General features: G+C 72.4%; 18 protein-coding genes. 14 read left to right on the forward strand and 4 right to left on the reverse strand.

All coding sequences use genetic code 11. The features are described from left to right. Positions 1–108: 108 nt before the first annotated feature. The gene (locus ACGFZP_RS11220; protein WP_392930949.1) at positions 109–1,023 is read right to left on the reverse strand and encodes an NAD-dependent epimerase/dehydratase family protein; all 915 of its coding nucleotides are present in this window, start codon (positions 1,021–1,023) and stop codon (positions 109–111) included. 11 nt (positions 1,024–1,034) lie between these two features. Continuing rightward, positions 1,035–1,853, reverse strand: a complete 819-nt coding sequence (locus ACGFZP_RS11225) for an HAD family hydrolase (RefSeq protein ID WP_392930951.1) — start codon at positions 1,851–1,853, stop codon at positions 1,035–1,037. A 145-nt stretch (positions 1,854–1,998) separates the two neighbouring features. On the opposite strand from ACGFZP_RS11225, the gene ACGFZP_RS11230 reads away from it, so the two are divergent. Next, on the forward strand, positions 1,999–2,742 hold the full coding sequence (locus ACGFZP_RS11230) for a phytanoyl-CoA dioxygenase family protein (RefSeq protein ID WP_392930953.1): 744 nt from the start codon (positions 1,999–2,001) through the stop codon (positions 2,740–2,742). Positions 2,743–2,749: 7 nt separating this feature from the next. Here ACGFZP_RS11230 and ACGFZP_RS11235 read toward each other — a convergent pair whose 3' ends face one another. Further along, positions 2,750–3,727, reverse strand: a complete 978-nt coding sequence (locus ACGFZP_RS11235; protein ID WP_392930955.1) for a thiamine pyrophosphate-dependent dehydrogenase E1 component subunit alpha — start codon at positions 3,725–3,727, stop codon at positions 2,750–2,752. A 298-nt stretch (positions 3,728–4,025) separates the two neighbouring features. Between ACGFZP_RS11235 and ACGFZP_RS11240 the strand changes: the two genes are divergently transcribed. The 8 genes from ACGFZP_RS11240 (at position 4,026) to ACGFZP_RS11275 (ending at position 13,738) form a co-directional block, all read left to right on the forward strand. Then, entirely contained in the window at positions 4,026–4,730 is a 705-nt protein-coding gene (locus ACGFZP_RS11240) for a class I SAM-dependent methyltransferase (protein WP_392930957.1), read from the forward strand. After that, positions 4,727–5,383: a phytanoyl-CoA dioxygenase family protein gene (locus ACGFZP_RS11245; RefSeq protein WP_392930959.1), complete on the forward strand. Its 657-nt coding sequence runs from the start codon at positions 4,727–4,729 to the stop codon at positions 5,381–5,383. The genes ACGFZP_RS11240 and ACGFZP_RS11245 overlap by 4 nt, the downstream gene beginning before the upstream one ends. 13 nt (positions 5,384–5,396) lie before the next feature. Then, the gene (locus ACGFZP_RS11250; protein ID WP_392930961.1) at positions 5,397–6,671 is read left to right on the forward strand and encodes a nucleotide disphospho-sugar-binding domain-containing protein; all 1,275 of its coding nucleotides are present in this window, start codon (positions 5,397–5,399) and stop codon (positions 6,669–6,671) included. Next, positions 6,668–7,627 carry an NAD-dependent epimerase/dehydratase family protein gene (locus ACGFZP_RS11255; protein ID WP_392930963.1) on the forward strand — a complete coding sequence of 320 codons (960 nt, stop codon included), beginning with the start codon at positions 6,668–6,670 and terminating at the stop codon, positions 7,625–7,627. Before ACGFZP_RS11250 ends, ACGFZP_RS11255 begins: the two co-directional genes overlap by 4 nt. Positions 7,628–7,718: 91 nt before the next feature. Next, complete coding sequence (locus ACGFZP_RS11260) at positions 7,719–8,645, forward strand: phytanoyl-CoA dioxygenase family protein (RefSeq protein ID WP_392930965.1); 927 nt, start codon at positions 7,719–7,721, stop codon at positions 8,643–8,645. Continuing rightward, positions 8,642–9,442 (forward strand): class I SAM-dependent methyltransferase, encoded by an 801-nt coding sequence (locus tag ACGFZP_RS11265; RefSeq protein ID WP_392930967.1) that lies wholly within the window; start codon positions 8,642–8,644, stop codon positions 9,440–9,442. Before ACGFZP_RS11260 ends, ACGFZP_RS11265 begins: the two co-directional genes overlap by 4 nt. A gap of 172 nt (positions 9,443–9,614) precedes the next feature. Then, positions 9,615–10,586 carry an NAD-dependent epimerase/dehydratase family protein gene (locus ACGFZP_RS11270; protein WP_392930969.1) on the forward strand — a complete coding sequence of 324 codons (972 nt, stop codon included), beginning with the start codon at positions 9,615–9,617 and terminating at the stop codon, positions 10,584–10,586. 467 nt (positions 10,587–11,053) lie between these two features. Further along, positions 11,054–13,738, forward strand: coding sequence for an AAA family ATPase (locus ACGFZP_RS11275; protein WP_392930971.1), 2,685 nt, complete (start codon positions 11,054–11,056; stop codon positions 13,736–13,738). Between the two features lie 82 nt (positions 13,739–13,820). On the opposite strand, the gene ACGFZP_RS11280 is transcribed toward ACGFZP_RS11275, so the two are convergent. Then, complete coding sequence (locus tag ACGFZP_RS11280; RefSeq protein ID WP_392930973.1) at positions 13,821–16,670, reverse strand: LuxR C-terminal-related transcriptional regulator; 2,850 nt, start codon at positions 16,668–16,670, stop codon at positions 13,821–13,823. 948 nt (positions 16,671–17,618) lie between these two features. Here ACGFZP_RS11280 and ACGFZP_RS11285 point away from each other — a divergent pair. From ACGFZP_RS11285 to ACGFZP_RS11305, 5 genes are all read left to right on the forward strand, one after another. Beyond that, entirely contained in the window at positions 17,619–18,134 is a 516-nt protein-coding gene (locus ACGFZP_RS11285) for a hypothetical protein (protein ID WP_392930975.1), read from the forward strand. Next, entirely contained in the window at positions 18,109–19,101 is a 993-nt protein-coding gene (locus ACGFZP_RS11290; RefSeq protein WP_392930977.1) for a bifunctional lysylphosphatidylglycerol flippase/synthetase MprF, read from the forward strand. Before ACGFZP_RS11285 ends, ACGFZP_RS11290 begins: the two co-directional genes overlap by 26 nt. A 119-nt stretch (positions 19,102–19,220) precedes the next feature. Next, positions 19,221–20,354: an acyl-CoA dehydrogenase family protein gene (locus ACGFZP_RS11295; RefSeq protein WP_392930979.1), complete on the forward strand. Its 1,134-nt coding sequence runs from the start codon at positions 19,221–19,223 to the stop codon at positions 20,352–20,354. Positions 20,355–20,377: 23 nt separating this feature from the next. Further along, entirely contained in the window at positions 20,378–21,403 is a 1,026-nt protein-coding gene (locus ACGFZP_RS11300; protein ID WP_392930981.1) for an SDR family oxidoreductase, read from the forward strand. Further along, positions 21,400–22,698: an aspartate aminotransferase family protein gene (locus ACGFZP_RS11305; RefSeq protein WP_392930983.1), complete on the forward strand. Its 1,299-nt coding sequence runs from the start codon at positions 21,400–21,402 to the stop codon at positions 22,696–22,698. Before ACGFZP_RS11300 ends, ACGFZP_RS11305 begins: the two co-directional genes overlap by 4 nt. The last annotated feature ends 52 nt before the right edge of the window (positions 22,699–22,750 follow it).

The following is a 22,750-nucleotide window of genomic DNA, read 5'->3' on the forward strand; positions in this document are numbered from 1 at the left end:
CCCCCGGTGCCCGCCGGAGGCCCGCACCGGACCTCCGGGAGCAGGAGGGTCCCGGAACGGCGGCACCCCGTACGGCCTGGGCCGTACGGGGTGCGGGGTGCGGGGGAGTCACATCAAGGGGCCGGCACCCGTGCGGAGTTCCTGGAGGTGGGCCCAGCACTGGCGCACGCCGTCCCGCAGTTCGACCTCGGCCTTCCAGCCCAGCACGTCGCGGGCGAGGGAGGTGTCCAGCCAGTTGCTCTGCCGGTCGAACGGCCGGCCCTCCTCGGGTCGGACGACGAGGTTCCGCCCGACCACCTCGCGGACGATGTCCAGCAGGTCCCCGAGCGGGGTGGGTATCCCCGACCCGACGTTCAGCACCTCGGGCAGCGTGTCCGCGAGGCCCGCGCCGACCGTGTCGTGGATGACGGCGAGCATCCGGGCGACATCGTCCACGTGCACGTAGTCGCGGGCCACCCGGGGGTCGCCGAAGATCCGGACGGGTTCGTCGCGGGCGGCGGCCGCGAGCCAGTGCGGGAGCACACCGTAGCCCCTGGCCAGGCGCTGCCCGGGCCCGTAGACGTTGCTCAGCCGCAGGGCCAGCGGGCGGATCCGCCTGGAGTAGCCCAACAGCCGCTGTTCGAGCCGCAGTTTGGCCAGGCCGTAGGCGGAGGTGGGGCCGGTCAGTGCGGACTCCCGGTACGGGGAGTGCGCGGCGGGTGCGTAGACCGCGCCGCCCGAGCTCGCCAGGACGAACACCGGTCGGCGCCGTGCGTGGACGAGCGCCTCCAGCACCTCGGTGAGCAGGGCGTGCTCCGCGGCGACCGCCTCCGGAGAGCTGGCCGCCAGGACGGGGTTCAGCCCGGCGGCGAGGAAGAAGACCGTCTGGGCGTCGCGTAGTCCGGCACTCGCCCGGCCGCCGACCACGGCGGGTGCGGACCGGTTGAACAGGGCCAACGGACGCCCGGCTGCGCCGAGTTCCGAGACCAGGCGGGAGCCGAGAAAGCCGGTGGCCCCGATAACGGCGGCCATGCCTTCGCGCACCGGCACTCCTCTCACGGTTGTCCGGGTCCGCTGTCGCGCCCGGGAACGCTCGATTCGGAAGGTTCGGCGCGCGGTGCGCGCTCGGCCGGTTGGGGGGCCCGTCGGGCGGGCGGTTCGGTGCCCAGCCGGGTGGCCAGCTCGGCCAGGTAGGAGACGATCGGGACGGCCTCCGCCGGACCGGGCGGCGCCGTTCGGACGGCGCGCAGCCGCCGGTAGACGCGGTGGATGTCCGGGTGGACGCCCTCCGGCGCCCGGTACCCGGCGTCGCCCCGGACGAACACGGCCCCACAGCCCAGCGCGAGCGCCGGCCGTACGTCGTGGTCGACCCGGTTGCCCACCATCAGCAGCCGGTCCGGGGCAAGGCCCAGCCGGGTCCGTCCCAGGTCGAGCAGGCCCGGGTCGGGCTTGGCGACCCCGACCAGTGAGTCGAGGAGGACGTCGCGGCACACCGCGGTGACGCCCCAGCGGTCGAGGACCTCCGCGCACTCCGGCGGCTGGTTCGCGACCACGACGGTGGGGAGGCGGCCGGCGATGTCCCGGACGGCCGCGACCGCGCCGGGGATCTCCTGGGCCAGCTCGCCCCACCGCCTGCGGACGTCCGCCCAGGCCTGTGCGGCCAGCGCGGTCCGGTTCTCGGAGCCGCCCCAGGAATAGCCGGAGCCGTCCTTCCGGTAGAACCTCTCGACCTGGTCGAGAAAGTCGGTGAGGGTGACCCCGGGGTCGTCTTCCGACATTCTGTCGAAAGCCCCCTGGAGCCAGGCCAGCTCAAATGGCTCGTCGTAGTAGATGACGCCGCCGACGTCCAGCGCGATCCCGCTGAATTCCAGCACGATGATCCGCTCCATTTCCAGCCGTCGCCCAGTATGACATATCAAGGACTAGGTGATTCCCTATTCTTCGGCGCATGCCGTTGCCAGCCCCTGCGGCTGACGTATCGTAGGGAGTTGCCAGGCCTCACAGAGAAGGGCTTTTGACGTGACGCAAATCCTGTCGCCCGGCGAAGAGCTGCTGGACGCATTTCGCGCGAATGGATTCTCGACGCTTCCGAAACTGGTCGACGAGTCCGAACTCGAGTGGCTCCGCGGGGTTTATGACCGGCTGTTCGAGAATTATCTCAGCGCTGATCCTGGAGACTACTACGACATTTCCGGGGACGGAACCGGAGTCGCCCAACTGCCGCAGATAATCCGGCCCGAGAAGTATGCGCCGGAGCTGGTGGAAAGCGCCCACTTCGCGCGCTGCCGGTCCATTGCCTCGGCGTTCCTCGGGGTGCCCGAATCCGAGTTGGATTTCTACGGCCACGCGATCCTCAAGCCGGCCGAGTACGGGGCCCCGACCCCCTGGCACCAGGACGAGGCCTACATGAGCCCGCACTGGCACCGGCGCGGCCTCAGCATCTGGACCCCGCTGGACGGGGCGAGCGTGGAGAGCGGCTGCCTCCACTTCGTCCCCGGCCTGCACCGGGGCCCGGTCCTGCCGCACCGGCACATCGACCACGACGACAGGGTCCGCGGCCTGATGACCGACGAGGTGGACCCGGCGGCCGCCGTCGCCTGCCCGCTCGAGGCGGGCGAGGCGAGCGTGCACGACTTCCGGACGCCCCACTACGCCGGGCCGAACCACACCAGCCGGGCCCGGCGCGCCTACGTCCTGGTCTTCATGGGGCCCGCGACCGCGGTCGAGGACCCCGAGCCCCGCCCCTGGCGCACCCAGGACTGAGCGGGGGTCAGACCGTGCCCGGCCGGCCGGTGGTGCCATCCGCGTAGAGATGGGCCAGTGCGTCGGCCGGGTCGGGCGCCTCGGAGGAGCGGGCGAAGTCGACCGCGGCGTCGATGGTCCGCGCGATCTCGGCGTCCACCGCCTCGACGGCCTCCCGCGGCAGGCGGGTGCGCTGGAGTTCGAGCGGGTCGCGCTCGCGCCAGCCGGCCACCTCCGCCTCCTCCCGGTAGTTGAGCGTCATCTGCTGCTCGAAGGAGTGGTGCCCGAAGAAGCGGTACGTCCGGCACTCCAGGAAGACCGGGCCGGCGCCGCGCCGGCAGGCGTCGACCGCCTCGGCGGTCCGGGCGGCCACCTCCTCGGCGTCCATGCCGTCCACGGCCATCGAGGTCATCCCGAAGCCCGCGGCCCGGCTGACCGCGTCGCCGGCGAGTGCCTGGTCGACCGGCAGGGTCGTGGAGTAGCCGTTGTTCTCGCAGACGAAGACCACCGGGAGGGACCAGACGGCCGCCAGGTTGAAGGCCTCCAGGACGACGCCCTGGCTGAGCGCGCCGTCGCCGAAGAACGCGGCGGCCACCACCTCCCGGCCGCTCTGCCGGCCGGCCCAGGCCGCACCGACGGCGATCGGCGCACCCGCGCCCACGATGCCGTTGGCCCCGAGGATGCCGAGGCTGACATCGGCGGCGTGCATCGAGCCGCCCCGGCCGAGGTTCAGCCCGGTGGTCTTCCCGCAGATCTCGGCGAGCATGCGCGCCGGGTCGGCGCCCCTGGCCAGGACGTGGCCGTGGCCCCGGTGGGTACTGGTGATCACGTCCTGTGGACGCAGTTGGGAGCAGACGCCCGCCGCCACCGCCTCCTGGCCGATGTACGGATGGATGCCGCCCACGATCTCGCCGGTGAGCGACATTTCGAGGCAGCGTTCCTCGAAGGCGCGGATAAGTCTCATGGTCCGGTAGAGATTCAGCGGCAGTTCTTCCGAGTTCGCCATTGAGAAGCCTTTCCCGAGGAGCGCACGGATCAGGGCGATGCTACCCGAGCGGGGTGCGCGAACCACTAGGGGAATTTCCATGTGGTCTAGGAGAAACCCCAGAGAAACGGTGGCCGCGGCGGTGTTAGAGTCCTCCCCCGCCAGGCGCCGGGCGCCTGGTGGGGCCGCCCGCACCGCCGTGTCGTCCGGTCCGTCCGGCGCGGAATGGGTGGACCGGGAGTTCTTTCGGCCGCCCGGGAATCCGGACTGGGGAAATTCCTAGTCAATTTCCGGAGGGGCGTTGCTAGGGTCTGGCTTTATGAACCGCGAAGAGATCCGGAAGCGCGCAATCGAACTGGAACCCTGGGTCAACGGATTCGAATACGAGGGCGTCCGATACGCCCGCGGATCCGAGCTCGGATATCTGCTGGGCCAGGCGCCCGAGGACCGTGCCACGGCCTTCTTCGCGGCGTTCCCCGACGCTCGGCGCATCCTTGAGCTGGGCGCGCTGGAGGGGGCCGACACGCTGGCGCTCGCCCGCCGCCCCGGCACCTCGGTGCTCGCCCTGGAGGGGCGGGTCGAGAACCTGCGCCGCGCCGAGTTCGTGCTCGAGGTCAACGGGGCGGCCAACGCGCAGATGCGGGTCGCCGACGTGGAGACGATCGACTTCCCCTCGCTCGGCCGGTTCGACGCCGTGCTGTGCGCCGGACTGCTCTACCACGTCCAGCAGCCGTGGACGGTGCTGGCGAACATCGGCCTGGTCGCCGACAACCTCTTCCTGTCGACGCACTACTGGGGCACCACGGACGGCCTCGGCGGCCAGGACGGCTTCGCCGTCAAGCCGGTCCGCGAGGACCACCCCGAGCCCCAGGCCCGCGGACTGAGCGTCGACGTGCAGTGGCTGGACCGCGATTCGCTGATGCGCGCCCTGACCGCGGCGGGCTTCACCGAGGTCGAGGTGGTGCACGAGCGGATCAGCCCCGAGGTGTGCGACATCGTCGCGGTCTGCCGGAAGGCCGGGTGACCGACGTGCAGGAACTCGTACAGGACTTCCGCCGGGACGGATTCGTCTGCGCCGGACCGGTCTTCGCGGACGACACGGTGCGCCGGCTCAAGGCCGGTGCGGCCCGGCTGATCGACCGCTTCATCACGGACGGCCACCGCTCGGACGACTACTGGAACTACGAGGTCGAGGGCCCCGAACGGCCCGTCCTCTACCGCGTCCACAACCTGGAGAAGCAGGACTGGCCGGAGGCCGAACTGCTGCACCGGCCCGAACTCGCCGAACTGGCCGCCGCGTTCGTCGGCAGCCCGGTCGTCCCGACCGCCTTCGCGCTCGTCCTCAAGGAGCCCGACCGGGCCGGTGGCGTGCCCTGGCACCGCGACCGCACCACCGTCGGCCCGCACAAGGTCTGCAACCTCAGCATCTGCCTGGACGAGGCGAGCCCGGAGAACGGCTGCCTGGAGGGCGTCCCCGGCTCCCACCTGCTGCCCGACGACGCCGATGTGACGGCCGTCCGGGACAACGGGCCGAAGGTGGCGATCCCGGTCTCGGAAGGCGACGTCGTCGTGCACGACGTTCGCCTGGTGCACGGCTCGGGCCCCAACCCGACCGCGCGCTGGCGCCGGACGATCGTGATCGAGTTCGCCGATCCGGCACTGAAGCTCGACTCCTGAGCGGGAGATGCCGATGAGAGTCCTCTTCACGGTCTCGAACTGGGCCGGCCACTGGGTCAGCATGGTTCCGCTGGCCTGGGCGCTGCGCGCGGCCGGCCACGAGGTGAGGGTCGCCTGCGCGCCCCAGCAGGTCGGCGGGATCGCCTCGACCGGACTGATGCCGGTCTCGGTGCTCGACGCGCCCGACATGATGGAGTCGGCGCGGCTGTCGTTCTACGCCCAGGCCCTCGCCCTGCCCGAGCAGGACCCGGGCGCACCGCTGCCGCTGCTGCCCTCCACCGGGGAGCCCTTGGAGTCGCTGGCCGACTTCGACACGGCGCTCCTGTACGACTTCTGGGGCCGCGCCGTCCCCGCCGTCCAGCGCAGTTTCGACAACGCCGTCGAGTACGCCGCACAGTGGCGCCCCGACCTCGTGGTCTACGACCTGATGGCGGTCGAGGGCGCGCTGGTCGCCCTGCTGCACGACGTCCCGGGCGTCTACGTCTCACCGGGCTTCATCGGCACCGTCGAGACGGAGCCGGGCCTGAACCTGCTCGCCGGGGACCCGCTGTCGTGCTTCGAGAAGTACGGCGTGGACGACTGGTCCAGGGCGCGGATCCGCTACGCGGTGGACCCCTCGCCCGACGCGGCGGTCCCGCCGCTGGGCGACGCGCTGCGGATCCCGATGGGCTACGTGCCCTACAACGGCGCCCAGGACGTCGACCCGGGGCTGCTCGGCCCGGTCGACGGCAAGCGGGTCTGCATCGTCTGGGGCAACTCGGCGACCGGCATCTTCGGCACCGACGTGCCGGCCCTGCGGCAGGCGGTCGAGTCCGCCGCGCGGCAGGCCGCCGAGGTGGTGCTGACGGCCGGCCCCGAGCAGGTGGAGAGCCTGGGCGGGCTGCCGCCGAACGTCCGGGTGCTGCGCAACTGCCCGATCGAGCTGATCCTGCCGGAGTGCGACGTGCTGGTCCATCACGGCAGCGCCAACTGCCTGATGAACGGCATCGCCGCCGGCCTCCCCCAGCTCGCGCTCGCACTGAACTACGACGCGCTGGTCTACGGACGGCGCATCGACCCGACCGGGGCGGTCCGCACCCTCCCCGGTCTGCGGACCTCCGCCGAGGAGATCGACGAGGCGCTCGCCGCACTGCTGCACGACCCCGCGTTCGGCAAGGCCGCCCAAGGCCTTCAGGACGGCGTGCGGCAGGCACCATCACCGGCCCGGGTGGCCGACCTGCTGATCGGGCTCGCCCGCACCGGGAGCCTGACCCAAGACGACGTGGACCGGATACGGGAGGACGCATGACCGAGGTGAGCCGCCGCGCCGTCGTGACCGGTGGCGCGGGATTCATCGGCTCGCACCTGTGCGAGCGCCTGGTCGAACAGGGCATCGCCGTGGTCTGCGTGGACGACTTCTCCACCGGCCGCCGCGAGAACCTGGCCGGGCTGATCGACTCCCCGCTGTTCCGGCTGGTCGAGGCGGACGTGTCCGAGCCCTTCACCGTGGAGGGGCCGGTCGACTACGTGGCGCACCTCGCCTCGCCCGCCTCCCCGTTCGACTACCTCCGGCTGCCGCTGGAGACCCTGCGGGTGGGCTCGGCCGGCACGGAGAACGCGCTCCGGCTGGCGGTGGCGAACCGCGCCCGGTTCCTGCTCACCTCGACCTCCGAGGTGTACGGCGACCCCGCGGAGCACCCGCAGCGGGAGTCCTACTGGGGGAACGTCAACCCGATCGGGCCGCGCGCCGTCTACGACGAGGCCAAGCGCTACGCCGAGGCGGTCACCTCCGCCTACCGGCGCACGCTCGGCGCCGACACCGCCATCGCCCGGCTCTTCAACTGCTTCGGGCCGAGGATGCGCCGCGACGACGGCCGGGTGGTCCCCACCTTCGTGGGCCAGGCGCTGGCCGGCGAGCCGCTGACCCTCAACGGCTCCGGTGAGCAGACCCGCTCGCTGTGCTACGTCGACGACACCGTCCGGGGCCTGCTGGCGCTGCTGTTCAGCGACCTGTCGGGGCCGGTCAACATCGGCGGCACGGGCGAGCTCACCGTCCGGGAGATCGCCGAGCTGATCGCCCGCGAGGCCGGCGTGGAGCTGCGCACCGTCCACCAGCCGCTGCCCCAGGACGACCCGGGGCGGCGCTGCCCGGACATCGGGATAGCCCGGACGCGGCTCGGCTGGAAGCCGGAGGTGCCGACCGCCGAGGGCCTGCACCGGACGATGGCCTGGTGGACGGCCGCCGCGCAGGAGGCCCGGGTATGACCGGGCCCGGCACCGCGCGGCGCAACGCCGGCACGCCCCGCGCGGCCGCCCCGTCCCACCGCCCAGCAACGACGACGAAGGGTAAGGCGTGATGACCACCGACACCGCGACGCCCACCGTCCCGGAGTGCCACATCCGGGAGACGGGCCTGCTGCCCGAGCACGTGGCCGCCTTCAAGCGGCACGGCGTGCTGGCTCTGCGGGGACTGCTCGACGCCGAGGAGCTGAAGAGCGTCCAGGCCGCCGCCGCGTCGCTGATCGACGACTGCTGGCGCACCCGGGAGAAGACCGACGTCATCTGGACGCTGGAGCCGACCGAGCCCGACGCGGCGCCGGTCCGGATCGAGTACGTCGTCGACAAGTCCCGGCCGATCGCCCGGCTGGCGGGCCACCCCCTGCTGCTCGACGCGATGGAGGCGCTGGTCGGCCCCAGCCTGATCCCGACCTGGGACAGCATGGTGTTCAAGACCACCGCCGGTGCGCCCCGGCTGGCCTGGCACCGGGACGGCGAGATGTACCGCGACGCCGTCGGGGTCATCGGCTCGGGCCGGGTCATCGACGCGGGGATCTACCTCGACCCCGCACCCGAGGACAACTGCGTCTGGGCCATCCCGGGCTCGAACTACTGGGACGACGAGCGGATCACGCGGACCGCCGAGCGGCTCAACGCCAGCGAGTGGGACACCGCGGGCGCGGTGCCCGCCGTGATGAACCCCGGCGACGCCCTGCTCCACAACATCCTGACCCTGCACGGCGCCCCGGCCGTGAAGGGATCGCAGCGCCGGGTCGTCTACTTCGAGTACCGCCCGGCCGAGCTGGAGTGGCAGGTCGGCCCGCACGTCCCCGCGTACGTGGGCCTCAAGCAGCAGGTCCTGCGGTCCTGCCTGGACCTGCGCCGGGAGTCCGCCCCGGACGAGGAGCCCTTCGCGTACCGCCCGGCGGACGCGCTCCGCCACTGGGAGGGGCGCCCCGAGCTGACGACCTATCGGTTCCCGCACGAGGAGTACTGGCGTTGGTGACGCTACTGAACCGGATCCCCGTCCTCGGCGCGCTGCTCGGCGGCCCCGGGCCGTCCGCGCAGCCCACCCTGGAAGAGGTCATGGCCGAGCGCTACCGGGAGCGGACGCGTCCGCGCCCCGGTGACGAGGCCTACGCGCACCTGCTCGACCTGCGGGAGGCCCTCGCCGCGGCCGTGGACGACGCCAAGGGCGTCTGGCTGGACTTCGGCGCGGGCACCTCGCCGTACCGGGGCCTGTTCCGCGAGGCCGCGCTCAAGACGGCCGAGCTCGGCGGGGCCGAGGGCTACTCGGTCGACTACCAGCTCAACGAGGACGGCAGCTGCCCCGCCCCGGACGACACCTTCGACGGGGTGCTCTCCACCCAGGTGCTGGAGCACGTCGACGACCCGGACGCCTACCTCCGCGAGGCGTTCCGGCTGCTGCGCCCGGGCGGCCGGCTGGTGCTCTCCACCCACGGCGTGTGGGAGGACCACGGCGGCCAGGACCTGTGGCGCTGGACCGCCGACGGGCTGGCCCGGCAGGCCGAACTGGCCGGGTTCACCGTGGACCGGACCGAGAAGCTGACCTGCGGTCCGCGGGCCCTGCTGTTGCTGCTGCGCCGCCACGGCCGCGAGCACGGCTGGGCGGGCGGCGGCCCGATCGGCCTGCTGCTGCGCACGCTGGCCCTGGTCGACCAGGCGCTGCCCCGGGCCATCGACGACTACGTGGCGCGCGGCTACCGCGAGCTGGGCCGGGTCGAGGGGCCGAGCGAGCTCTTCTACCTGGACGTCCTGCTGGTGGCGAGCAAGCCGGCGTAGGGCTTGTCTGACAAGCCCTAGGCCGGACTGGTCCTGGGAGCCGAGCTCCCGGGGCGCGGAAGGAACGGCGGGGAGAACGGCGGGGAGAACGGCGGGGAGAACGGCGGGGGAGAGCAGCGGCGCCGCCGGCCGGCCGGAGCAGGCCGGTCCGGACGGGGCCGCACGGTGTCCGGTGACGAGTCGAGGGGTGGTCGAGGTGGACGGCATGCGCGTGACGGTGTTCGGCGGCACCGGCTTCGTGGGTCGCAGGCTCTGCGCCGAACTCGCCGACGCGGGTGCGGACGTGCTCTGCGTGAGCAGGAACCCGGCGCCCCGCGACGCCGCGGGGGAGTCCCGGGGCCACCGCTCCCTGGCGCTGGACCTGAGTACCGGCCCGGTCGGCGAGGTGGCCGCACTGCTCGCGGCGGAGCGGCCCGCGGTGGTGGTGAACGCGACCGGCGGGATCTGGGGCCTGACGGACCGGCAGATGGACGCCGGCTGCGCCGAGCCGACCCGGCGCCTGGTGGCCGCCCTGGCGCAGGCCTCCTGGCGGCCCCGGTACGTCCACCTCGGGTCGGTCCTCGAGTACGGCCCGATCCCGCGCGGCGGCCGGACCCACCCGGACCTGCCCGCGCTCCCCGACACCGCGTACGGCCGGGCCAAGCTCGCCGCGACCCGGGAGGTGCTGGCCGCGTCCCGGTCCGGCGCGATCGACGCGGTGGTGCTGCGGATCGCCAATGTGGCCGGTCCGGGTACGCCGGCGATCAGCCTGCTCGGCCGGGTGGCCGGGCAGTTGGCCGCGGTCCGGGCCGGGGGCGATCCGGTGGTCGAGCTGGCCCCGCTGCGCGCGCACCGCGACTACGTGGACGTGCGCGACGTGGTGGCGGCGGTGGTCGCGTCGTTCCGGGCGCCGGTCGCGGGCCGGACCGTCGACATCGGCCGGGGCGAGGCGGTGTCCGTGCGCGCGCTCGTGCTGCGGCTGATCGAGGCCAGCGAAGTCCCCGCGCGCCTGGTCGAGACGGCGTCGGCGGCCGGCGTCGCCGAGGACTGGCTCAGGGTGGATCCGGAGCCGGCGCGGAAGCTGCTGGGCTGGCGGGCGCAGCGAAGCCTCGCCGAATCGGTTCGTGCCCTGTGGGCCGAATACCGTTCCGTGCACGTCGGCTGACGCCTAATCGGTTCTGCACATTACTTCTACGCGCTCTTCGGTCGTCGGTCACATCTCCTGGCGTGAATCCGCTGCAAACCGGCGTGTTCCGCCCGGTCGGACCGGGTTCTGCGCATTCCCTCCACACCCTCGCCGCGGCGCGCACAGGTCATCGGATGCCCGGGCGGCTCCGATCGGGCAAATCCCATGGAGCGTCAGGTCGGCTGTGCACCAAGGGGAGTGCGGCTTTCGCGGCTCCCGGTGGGGGGCCTGTGACGCCGGTCACTCCACGCCCGTCCGGCGGCTCCCGGGGGAGGTCATTCGGTTGACCATGTATGGCCAGGTGGTTGATACTCGAAGACGCTCACGGGGGAAAGTTCGGGCGGGAGGCCCGAGTTCACCGAACGCAAGGTACGTTCATTCACATTCATCGCCCGCCATTCTGCCCTGTCGGGTGGTGAATGCACGGGGAGAATGAGGCACTACCGATGCTGGTCGGCAGGGAACAACAACTCGAAGAACTAGGCCAGTTGCTAGCCGCGACCGCCACCCATGGACCGCGGCTTGTGACGATATCAGGACCTGCGCAAAGCGGAAAAACCGCACTCGCACAAGCATTTGCCGACCGGGCAGCGGCCATGGGCGCTACCCTCCGTTACGTATCCGCCGAGTCGGCGGGCCGAACGACACCGTTCGCTTCACTGCGGAGGCTGTTCGAGAGCGATTCGATATCCGGCGGGGCGGTGATCGGCCGGCTGTTCCGCTCCGCGCTGGTCGACTTCTTCCGCGCGCTTCCGGGGCCGGTCGTCCTGGTCCTGGACGACGCGCACAACGCGGACACGGCCACGCTCCGCTCGCTGTTCGCGCTCCTGCGCCAGGCGCGCGACATCCGCCTGGTGCTGGTGCTGGTGGGCCGGGGCGATCTCCGGTCGACGGCCCCGAAACTCCAGATGTCGCCGCCGCACGAGCTGGTCAACTGCCGCTTCCGGCTGGAGGCGCTGCCCGAGACCGCCGTCCGGGAGCTGCTGGGGCTTCGCTTCGGTACGGGCATCGCCGGCCGGCTGTCCTCCGGCGTGCACGCGCTCAGCGGAGGCCAACCCCGGTTGGTCCAGGGGCTGGTGGACGACATCGCGTCGGGGCCGAGCGCCGCGTCGGCCGACCAGGTGGCCTCGTCCGGCTACCGGGAGGCCGTCCTGCACCTGTTGGAGCAGTGCGGACCGAACGCGATCAGGGTTGCCCGCGCGCTCGCCGTCCTGGGCCAGTGGGGGATCCCCGACCGGCTCGTCGAGCTGCTCCAGCTCGACGTCAACGCCGTGATCGGAAGCATCCGCCGGCTCAACCACGTCGGGGTGCTCGCGAGCGGCCGGTTCCGGCATCCGACCGCCCGGTCGGCGGTTCTCGACAGCATGGCCAAGGAGGAGCTGGCCGCCCTCCACGCGGCGGCCGCGGCCCTGCTGTACAAGGAGGACGCCCCGTTGGCCGCCATCGCCGAGCACCTGCTGGCGGCGCAGTGGGCGGAGAGTGACTGGGCGGTCGCGACGCTGCACGACCTGGCCGAGCGGGCCGTCGGCGAGGGGGATCCCGAGTCGGCGCTGGAGTGCCTGCAACTGGTGCTCCGCTCCGCCTCCGGCGACCGGCAGCGGGCCGCCACGATCGCGATCCTGGCCCGGGTCGAGTGGCGCACCGATCCGGCGCTCGCGGCCCGGCGGATGCCCGAACTGGCCGACCTGGTGGTGGCCGGCCGGCTGGACGACGGCCGCACGCTCGACCTGGTCAGCCTGCTGCTGTCGTTCGGCTACGACCGGGTGGTCGCCGACGCGCTGGCCCGGCTCGACCGGAGGGCCGCGACGCTGCCCGCGGACCGGCGGGAGCAGCTGCGGGCCGCCCAGCTGCGGCTGGCACTCAGCTACCCCGGCACGGTCGGCGGCGCCCAGCCGGGTTGGACGCCCGAGGTGCTCGACGGCGCCCCGGAGCCGAACACGACGGCCGGGCGGACCGTGGCGCTGCTCACCCGGCTGCGGTACGGCCGCCGGCTCCGGGACCTGACCGCCGACGCCGAGCAACTCCTCGCCATGTCGACGCTGTTGGACGAGCAGACGATGGCCTCGACGGTGGCGGCGCTGACCACGCTGACCGCCACCGGCCGGCTGTCCACCGCCGAGTTCTGGGCCGACGTGTTCATCTCCGAGGCGGTCACCAGCCGGATGACCTCGTGGCAGTCGCTGTTCACGGCCGTCAAGGCGGACCTCGCGCTGCGGCGCGGTGACCTGCGCCGGGCCAGAGCCGACGCGCAGGCCTCGATCGAACTGGCCTGCGACACCGCCCGGGAGGTGTGGATCGGCCTGCCGCTGGCCGTCCTGGCCCAGGCCGACACCATCGCCGGACGGCTGGACCGGGCCGCGGAGCACCTGCGGGTGCCGGTCTCGGGCTCGATGTTCCGCACCCCGATCGGGCTGTCCTACCTCCGGGCCCGCGGCCGCTACCTGCACGAGACCGGGCGCTACCTCGCGGCGATCGACGAGTTCGAGACCATCGGGCGGCTGATGCGCGACTGGCAGCTGGACTTCCCTGCGCTGGTGCCCTGGCGCACGGACGCAGCGCAGACCCTGCTCGCCGTCGGCCACACCGCGGCCGCGCGCAAGCTCGCCGAGGAGCAGCTGGACCTGGCCGACGGACTCGACACCGCGGCCCGCGGCTCGGCCCTGCGGCTGCTCGCCGCCTGCGCCGAGCCGGCCCAGCGCGCGGAGCTGCTCGGCGACGCCGTCGAGATCCTGCAGGGCGCCGGAGACCAGCTGGAACTGGCCCACGCCGTCGCGGACTTCAGCCGGATCCACAGCGAGCTCGGGCACGTCGGGCAGGCCCGGATGATGCGGCGCAGAGCCGAGTACCTGGTGGCGCAGGCCGGTGCCGACCGGTCGCTGTACGCGCTGTTCCCGTCCGCCCTCCCGTCGGCCGAGGGCGACCGGCCGGCCACCGACGAGCAGCCGGTCGAGCTGAGCCGGGCGGAGCGCAGGGTGGCCGCCCTGGCGGCCCGGGGGTGTACCAACCGGGAGATCGCCGAGCGGCTCTCCATCACGGCCAGCACCGTGGAGCAGCACCTGACCAGGGTCTACCGCAAGCTCAACGTGCGCAGCCGGGCCCACCTGCCGGTCAGTCTGGACACGGCGGGCTGAGGGGGCCGAGGGGCGGGGACGCCCCGGGTAGGGGGGTCGCCGGAGGCGGCGGGTGCGGGGGACGCGCGCCGCCTCCGGCGGGTCAGACGGCCTGGCGCTGGGGAGCGGCGCCGGCGGTTGCGGGGATCGGAACGGGGGCGGCCGACGGTGCGGAGGCGGTGTCGGCCAGGTCGGTGGCGTTCTGCAGGAGTTCCAACGGCAGGTGGCGGCGGCCGTTGATCTGCAGCTTGCGGTAGACCCGGGTGAGGTGCTGCTCGACGGTGCTCGGGGTGATGAACAAGCGCATCCCGATCTCCCGGTTGGTGTAGCCGAGGGCGGCCTGGGCGGCCACCCGCAGTTCGGCGTCACTGAGGCCGGAGAGGCGGTCGTCGAGCGTGTGGTGCGGTTCGGCGAGGACGGCCGGCTCGGGCTCCGCGGAGCGCTCGGCCCCGCAGTCCAGCAGACCGGCGCAGAGCGAGGGCACCTGGCAGGAGTCGGCCTCCTCGTAGGCGCGCTGCGCCATCCGCCGGGCCCGGCCCGATTCGCCCAGCGCGTGGTAGGCGTTGGAGAGGTCCGCCATGGCCCGGGCGGTCTCCAGGCGATCGCCGGACGCGCGTAGCTGACCGACAGCATCGCGCAAAAGGGGCACCTTCTGACTCCCCTCACTGCTCGCCGCCAGGATCCGCAGCGAGATGCCGCGCAGCCGGGTGCCGACCGCGCCGGGACGGCTGAGCTGCTCGTTCACCAGGTCGCGGGCCTTGGCCCGGTCGCCCAGCTTCAGGTGGACCTGCGCCAGGTCGCCGCGCCAGGGCGCGATGGCCGGGATGTCGATGCCCCACTCGCGCATCAGGTTGCCGCACTTCTGGAAGTCGCTGAAGGCGGCGAGCACCCGGTTGGTCTCCAGGTAGAGGTGACCGCGGGCCTGCAGGTAGCGCAGCCCGAAGACCGTCTCGAACATGCTGCCCGGCGAGGTGTGCTGGAGCAGCGCGTCCGCCTCGTCGTAGTCGCCCATCGCGGTCGCGGCCATCACCAGGGTGGAGATCGAGTAGCCGATCAGCAGTCCCCAGCTCTGGGCGGTGGCCTGGTCGAGCGCGGCCCGCGCGTAGGTGCGGGCGAGGGCCGGCTTGCCGCGGCGCAGCGCGAGGTCGGCCCGGACGCTGCCGAGCAGCGCCTGCCAGGCGGGGGCCCGGCGGCGGACGGCCTCCGCCATCAGGCTGTCGCACCAGGACGCGGCGCACTCCAGTTCGTCCGCGTAGGTGAGCGACAGCAGGGTGGTGGCGAGCACGCCCAGCGAGGTCTCGCTCAGCCGTGAGCTGCTGAGCAGGTGCCAGGAGCTCTCGACCAGGTCGTCGCGCCGCCACTCGTGCAGGGTGGTGGAGAGCAGCGAGGCGGCCCTGGTCCACGGGTCGGCGTCCGGCGAGCCGGCCCGGCGGACCGTCAGGTCGTCCGGGTGGTTGGGCCGGATCCGGCGCGGGCCGTAGATCCACTGGTAGGTGAGGTCCAGCTCGGCCGTGGCCTGCGGGTCCGGGCGGGAGGACCCGCCGTGCAGGCAGGCCAGCGCCTTGACGGCCTGGTCGTGGCTGCCCTGCCAGAGCAGGTTGCGCACCACGATCGCGGTGTCGCGGTCGCTGAGCTCCCCGTCGGACAGGGCGTCCTGAAGCGGCGTCAGGCGGATCGCGGCGGACGGGTTGGTGCGCCATCGGGCCATCGCGAGCTCCGCGGTGACGGAGATCCGCTGCGGCTCGTCGGTGCAGTGCCGCAGCGCCAGGACCAGGCACTGGGTGGCCAGCCGGGCGTCGTCCTCCACGACCAGCGCCTCACGGGCGACCTCGCGCAGCAGGCCGATGGCCCACGGGCCTGGCACGTCGTCGACGGCGATCAGGTGGTGTGCCACGTCGATCGCGGCCGTCCCGTGCTCGTAGAGCAACTCCGCTGCACGGGTGCGCAGTTCGGAGGCCTCGTCGGGCGGGAGGTTCTTCAGCACCAGGGCCGCCACGGCGGGGTGGCGGAACTGGCCGTCCTCAAGCAGGCCGGCCTCGGCGAGCACCTTGAGGCCGCGGGTGACGCTGTCCGGCGGCGAGCCGAGCAGCCGTCCGATGAGGTACGGGGAGGCGTGGACGCCGAGCACGGCGACGCCGCGCGCGATGTCGACCAGCCCGAGCTCCCAGCGGTGCAGGCAGGTGAGGACGGCCTGTTCGAACGCCACCCCGACCACCGGGAGTGCGCTGCCGTTCTCGCCGGCCGCCGAGTTGTCGTCGATCAGGGCGCTGACCAGCATGGGGTTTCCAGCGGTCAGACGGTGGTAGGTACCGGCCATCCGGGCTGCCACCCGGGGGCCGAGCGTCTTGGCGATGTAGCGGCCCACGCCGCCCTCGGAGAGCGAGTCCAGCATGATCCGCTGGTGCGGCATCCGGGTCAGTTCCACCCGAAGGGACATCGGGGTGGTGAAGGACTCGGTCCACTCGGTGAGGACCAGCAGCGTGCGGGTCGAGCGCATCCGCAGCCGCAGGTACAGCAGTGCGCGCAGCGAGGCCTGGTCGACGAAGTGCAGGTCCTCGATGGCGAGGACGACCGGGCGGTGCTCCGCCAGCTTCAGCAGGGCGTCGCAGACCTCCTGGATGATGCCGGTCTCGTGGCGCGGGGTGCGGTCGGCGAACGGCTCGGGCTCCCCCGAGGTGCGGCCGGCCGCCGTCTCGGCGACGCTGCGCAGGATCTCCGGCGCCAGCGGCGCGTTGTGGACGAGCTGGCTGAGCACCCCCAGCCGCACGGACCGTTCCGAGTACGAACCCGTGGCGGCGAGCAGCAGTGCCTCGGAGTCCGCCACGTGCTCGCAGAAGGCGTGCAGGAGTTCCGACCTACCGCTGGCCAGCGACCCGCTGACCACGACCGTTCTGCCGCGTCTGTCCTCGCATTCCGAGAAGATCTCCCTCAGGGCGACCAGAGCGTCGCTCATTTCAACCAGCGCCATTGTATGAATCCCCCATGATTTAAACGGCAGCCAGCGTTGCTATGTCAGCGCATTTCCTCGAGAAGTAACCTGTCGTCCAAGCGGCGGTCGCCTGCCGGCAGGGCCGCCCCGGTTGTGACCTTATGTCCCGGTCCCTGTGGCCAAAGTGAAGCCGCCGCAAAGAGTTCCAGAATAATCCAACCCCACCTCCTCCCGGGCGCCTTCGCCCCGGCCGCCCCGACGTGCGCGAGCGCGGCTGACGGGGTGTCACAGGGTGTCGAGCGGACTGTAGAGGATTTCCATACGCTACGGGAGCGTATCTAAGGGCCGAGGGTGCCCGTATGTGAGCTGCGTCACACTTTCCGGCGTTTCGGCCAATCCGGAACGGCCCTCCGGGCGGTGGCGAAGGCTCCGTTTAGGCAGGCCCGGAGGGGGTCCAGGCCCTGGAAGCAGGCGGTATGCGGGCCTCCACCCCCTACTCGGGGGGTGTACCACCCCTGGCTCGGTAGGCCTGAGTTAAGCGGCCGGATCCACGCCCTCTGGCCACTCGGGGCGTGGTGTGCATGCGGCCGAAACCGACCCCGCACCCCGCCTTCGCTGGGGTGACCCGCTGCTCCGGGGGGTCGGTCGGGCCCGTTCCGACGGCTGTTCCGGACGTGTCCGGAAACCGGTACTCCGGTTTATCGGAATCCTTACGCGCTAAGTAAGGACACGCCACCCCCCTACCCGCCGGTCGGAGCGCGTCCGGAAAGACAGGGGAGGCTCAGGGGGATCGGAACCCCCAACGAGGCGGTGCCCATGGCGCAGACTTTCACCGCGGCAGTGCCGTGGCGCGGTCCGGAGCGGCACGGGGAGATCGTCTAGCGCAGCAAGCGGGGGCCCTGAAGCGCTCAGGCCGGAACGCACGGGGGCCTCCCCCGGCATGCGCCCATGCGGGTACGAGGTGGGGTTGAATTGGATGCGCTGAATCGCTTCGAGACAAAGAAGACGTTCCTGTGGACCCGCCTGGAATGGCTGGTCGGGCTCGGGGTCGCCGTCTTCCTGGCCCTGACACACCTGGGCGACGTTCGCTGGCCGGTGTTCATCGGGCTGTTCGTGGTGATCGACCTCATCGGGTACATCCCCGGGGCGATCGCCTTCCGGAGGTCCGCCGACGGGGACATCCCCAAGGGCTACTACGTCGCGTACAACGTCATGCACAGCCTGCTGACCTCGATGGTCATCGCCGGTCTCTGGGCCTGGCTGGTGAAGCCGGAGTGGGCGCTGCTGGCGCTCCCCATCCACCTGTTCGGCGACCGCGGCATCTTCGGGAACTCCCTCAAGCCGCTGAACACCTCCTTCGAGCCCGTGCGGCACCCGGCCTTCGTCGAGTTCGAGGCCGCGTACGAGCGGCAGGGCGGCGCCCCGGCGCAGGCCGGCCCGACCCAGGTGAGGAGCGCCGCCGATGCTGTCAGCCACTCCCGCGCTTGAGGACGTCCGGGACGCGCTCGAACGCTACGGGGACAACCCCAGCGCCTTCCTGGCCCTGAACCAGCGGACCGAGTACTTCCGGGCCGAGGGCATCGACGGCGTGGTCTCCTACCGGACCGCCGGGCGCTACCTGATCCAGTTCGCCGGCCCGTTCGCCGCGGACGAGGACCGGGCGGCCCTGCTGACCGCCTTCCGGGCGCACGCCCGGAAGGCCCGCAAGCGGGTCATCGCCGTCCAACTGCAGAGCACCGACGCCGAGTTGTACGCCGGAAACGGCTTCACGGTGAACCAGATCGGCGCCTCCTACGCCATCGACCTGGCCCAGTTCACGCTGCGCGGCTCCAAGTTCGTCCGGCTGCGCAACAAGATCTCGCGGGCCAAGCGCAGCGGACTGGTCGTCGAGGAGGCCGATCCGCTGGCCGTCGACGACGAGCTGACCGAGCTCGACCGGGACTGGCTGCGCGGCAAGGGCCGGTTCGCCAAGGAGCTGGCCTTCCTGATCGGCGAGCGCACCGGGACGGTCGCGCCGCTGCGCCGGCTGTTCGTCGGCCGGATCGAGGGCGAGGTGATCGGCTACATCTCCTACTCGCCGGTCTACGGCACCCGTTCGGGCTGGCTGCACGACCTGACCCGGCGCCGCCGGGAGGCCCCGCCCGGGGTGATGGAGGCGATCAACGCGCACGCCATCGAGACCCTAGGCAAGGCCGGCGCCGAGTGGCTGCACCTGGGCTTCACCCCGTTCACCGGGCTGGACCAGGAGCACGAGGCGCCCGGCGCCAGCCCGATGGTCGCCAAGATCGTCCGCTTCCTGGCCGAGCACGGGGAGAAGGTCTACCCCTCGCAGACCCAGGTCGCCTACAAGGAGAAGTGGGCCCCGCACGCCCTGCTCCCCGAGTACATCGCCTTCGAGGGCAAGCCGAGCATCGGGGCGATCCTGCGCCTGATGCGCCTGGCCAACGCCATCTAGCCGGCGGCCCGTCCAGCCGGCTGACCAGCAGTCACGGAGCGCCCCGGTCGTCCCGACCGAGCGCCCGGCACGAAACGCCCAGCACCGAGAGCACCGGACAGCACCGAGAGGTAGACGACATGGGATTCCTGGACCGCGAGCGGGCCGCACTGGAGGCGCTGCTGCCAGGGTTCGACGCCGAACTGGCGAGCCTGCCGCTCAGCGAGCTGGAGGCGCCGGGCAACCCCGGTATCAAGCTGTTCAAGGAGCTCGGCGGCGCCGGGCTGCTGATCCCCGCCCAGCACGGCGGCAAGGGCGCGGACGCGCTCACCGCCGTCCGGGTGCAGCGGGCGATCGGCTCGCGCTCGCCGTCGCTGGCGGTGGCCACCACCATGCACCACTTCTCGCTCGCCAGCCTGGTGGTGCTGAGCCAGACCGGCAACGGCTTCGAGTGGATGCTGCTGACCGGCATCGTCGACGGCAAGCTGCTGCTGGCCTCCGGCTTCGCCGAGGGACAGCCGGGCGGCAGCATCCTGAAGCCCAGCATGACCGCCAAGGTCACCGAGGCCGGCCTGGTGGTCAGCGGCGCCAAGCGGCCGTGCAGCCTGGCGCAGTCGATGGACCTGCTCACCGCGAGCGTCATGGTGCCCCGCGAGGACGGCAAGGGCGACCAGCTGGCCGTCGTGCTGATCCCGGCCACCGACCCGGGCCTGACCACGGCGCCGTTCTGGGGCAGCTTCGCGCTGGCCGGCGCGGAGAGCGACCAGGTCACCGTCACCGACGCGCTCGTCCCGAACGACCTGGTGGTGCGCACCGACGTGCCCGAGGGCGAGGTCCTGGACGACATCCAGACCACCGGCTTCGTCTGGTTCGAACTGCTGATGACCGCCAGCTACCTGGGCGCCGCCAGCGCCCTGGTCGAGCGGCTGCTGGCCAGCGAGAAGGTCCCCGAGATCGAGCGGATCCGGCTGGTCACCGACCTGGAGGCGGCGATGGCCGCCGTCGAGAACGTCGCCCGGCAGACCGGTGCCGAGCGCTGCGACCAGAGCCTGCTGGTCGACTCGCTGCACGTCCGGTACGCCGCCCAGGACGCCATCGCCCGGGTCGTGCCCCGGGCCGTGGAGCTGCTCGGCGGCCTGAACTTCATGAGCTCCGACGACATCGGCTACCTGACGGCCGCGGTCAACGGGCTGGGACTGCACCCGCCGGCGCGCGGCAAGATGGCCGGCCCGCTGATCGGGTTCCTGGCCGGCCGCCCGCTGGAAATCGTCTAGAACGCGCAGGGGGAGAAAACATCATGAGCAAGCCGACGCTACTGCTCACCGGGGCGACCGGTGTGCTCGGCCGCGCCTTCATCAAGGAACTGGCCGACGACTACCACGTGATCGGGCTGCGGCACCGCACCCCGATCGACGACCCGCGGGTCGAGGAGATCCAGGGCTCGCTCGGGGACGAGCACCTCGGCCTCGGCCAGGAGGGCTTCGAGGAGCTGGCCGCCCGGGTCGACGTGGTGCTGCACTCCGCGGCCCGCACCGGCTGGCGCGCCACCCGCGAGCAGCTGTTCGCCTCCAACGTCACCGGCACCGAGTACATGCTGGGCCTCGCCCGGCAGGCCGGCGCGCCCTTCTACTACGTCAGCACCGCGTTCGTGGCCCGGCCGCAGGACGAGGAGCTCCGGGAGTCCGGGCCCGCCGCCTACGTCGACTCCAAGGCCGCCGCCGAGCAGGCCGTCCGGGCCAGCGGCGTACCCGCCGCCATCGTGCGCCCCTCGGTGGTCGGCGGTGACTCCCAGACCGGCGAGATCGCCAACTTCCAGGGCCTGCACAAGGCGATCGCGTCCATCGTGACGGGCACCGTCCCGGTGCTGCCGGCCGACGCGGACACCCCGCTCGACGCGATCCCGTCGGACCTGGTGGCCCGCGGCGTCGGGCGCCTGATCCGCGGCGGCATCACCACCGGCGAGTACTGGCTCACCGCGGGCAAGAACTCGCCGACCCTCGGCGAGACCGTCCAGCTGATCCTGGAGGTCGCCGAGCGCCTCGGCGTCGCGCCCGAGCACCCGCCGCGCCTGATGCCCTCCGAGGCGCTGGACCGGCTGCTGCTGCCGCTGATGGAGGACGCCATCCCGCGCGCCCTGCGCACCCAGTTCCGCGGCTTCATCGAGCTGATGATGCTCTTCCAGGTCTCCAACTCGATGGAGTCCTCCTTCGAGGAGCTGGGGATGGCCGACGAGGTCACCCACGAGGCGCTGCTGAAGGCCTTCGAGAAGTCCGTCGAGTACTGGATCGCCACCAAGATGCCCGCCCGGGAGGCCGTGGCATGAGCACCGTCTCCGACGCCCCCGCGGCCTTCGACGCCGCCGCCGCGGCCGCCGCGGCCGAGTCCGTGGACGCCGAGCTGACCGGGGAGCGCTACGAGCGCCACTTCGGCCACGGCAAGGCCTCGCTCGCCCGCATGCTCGGCACCGTGGTGGAGACCTACTCCGAGGGCGCCTGGATCACCGCCGCCGACGGCAAGCGCTACCTGGACTTCGGCGGGTACGGCGTCTTCATCCTGGGCCACCGCCACCCGCGCGTGGTCGAGGCGGTCAAGGCGCAGATCGACCGGCACCCGCTGGCCACCCGGGTCTTCATGGAGCCGGTGACCGCCGCCGCGGCCGAGGCGCTGGCCTCGGTGACCCCGGGCGACCTGGACCTCGTCCACTTCGTCAACTCCGGTGCGGAGGCGACCGAGGCGGGCATCAAGCTGGCCCGGGCGCACGGCAAGAACGCGCTGATCACCACCGAGCGCGGCTTCCACGGCAAGACCATGGGCGCGCTCAGCGTCACCGCCAACCGCCAGTACCAGCAGCCGTTCGAGCCGCTGCTGCCGGACACCTGCCAGGTGCCCTACGGCGACGCGGCCGCGATGCGGGAGGCGCTCGCCGCCCGGGCCGGCCGGGCCTGCGTCATCGTCGAGCCGGTGCAGGGCGAGGGCGGCGTACGGGTGCCCCCGCCCGGCTACCTCAAGGAGGTCGCCGAGGCCTGCCGGGAGTTCGAGGCGCTGCTGATCGTCGACGAGATCCAGACCGGCCTCGGCCGGCTCGGCACCTGGTGGGGCTGCGACGCCGAGGAGGTCGTCCCGGACATCCTGCTGGTCGGCAAGGGCCTGTCCGGCGGCGTGGTGCCGGCCGCGGCGATGGTGGCCCGGCCCGAGGTGTACATGCCGTTCGGCCGGGACCCGATCCTGCACTCCTCCACCTTCGGCGCCTCGCCGATCGCCTGCGCCGCCGCGCTCGCCGCGGTCGAGACGATCCGCGACGAGAAGATCGTCCAGCGCAGCGCCGAACTCGGCGAGCGGCTGCTGGGCGAGATCCGCCGACTGGTCGCCGAGCGGGCGCCCTGGCTGATCACCGAGGTCCGCGGCCGCGGCCTGCTGATCGCGATCCAGCCCGCCGAACAGCGCTTCGTCGGCGAGCTCCTGCTGGAGTTCATGGACCGCGGCGTGCTGCTCAACCACTCGCTCAACGCCTCCGAAGTCCTGCGCTTCACCCCGCCGGCGATCCTGACCGAGGACGAGATCCGGCTGTTCCTGACCGTCCTCGACGAATCGCTGACCGCGGTCGCCGACCGCGTCTGACGCGTCCAGCCCACCCGGCCGACGCGTCCCACGAAACCGCCGAAAGGGAAAC

This window comes from Kitasatospora sp. NPDC048239, from assembly GCF_043202015.1.
Lineage (GTDB): Bacteria > Actinomycetota > Actinomycetes > Streptomycetales > Streptomycetaceae > Kitasatospora.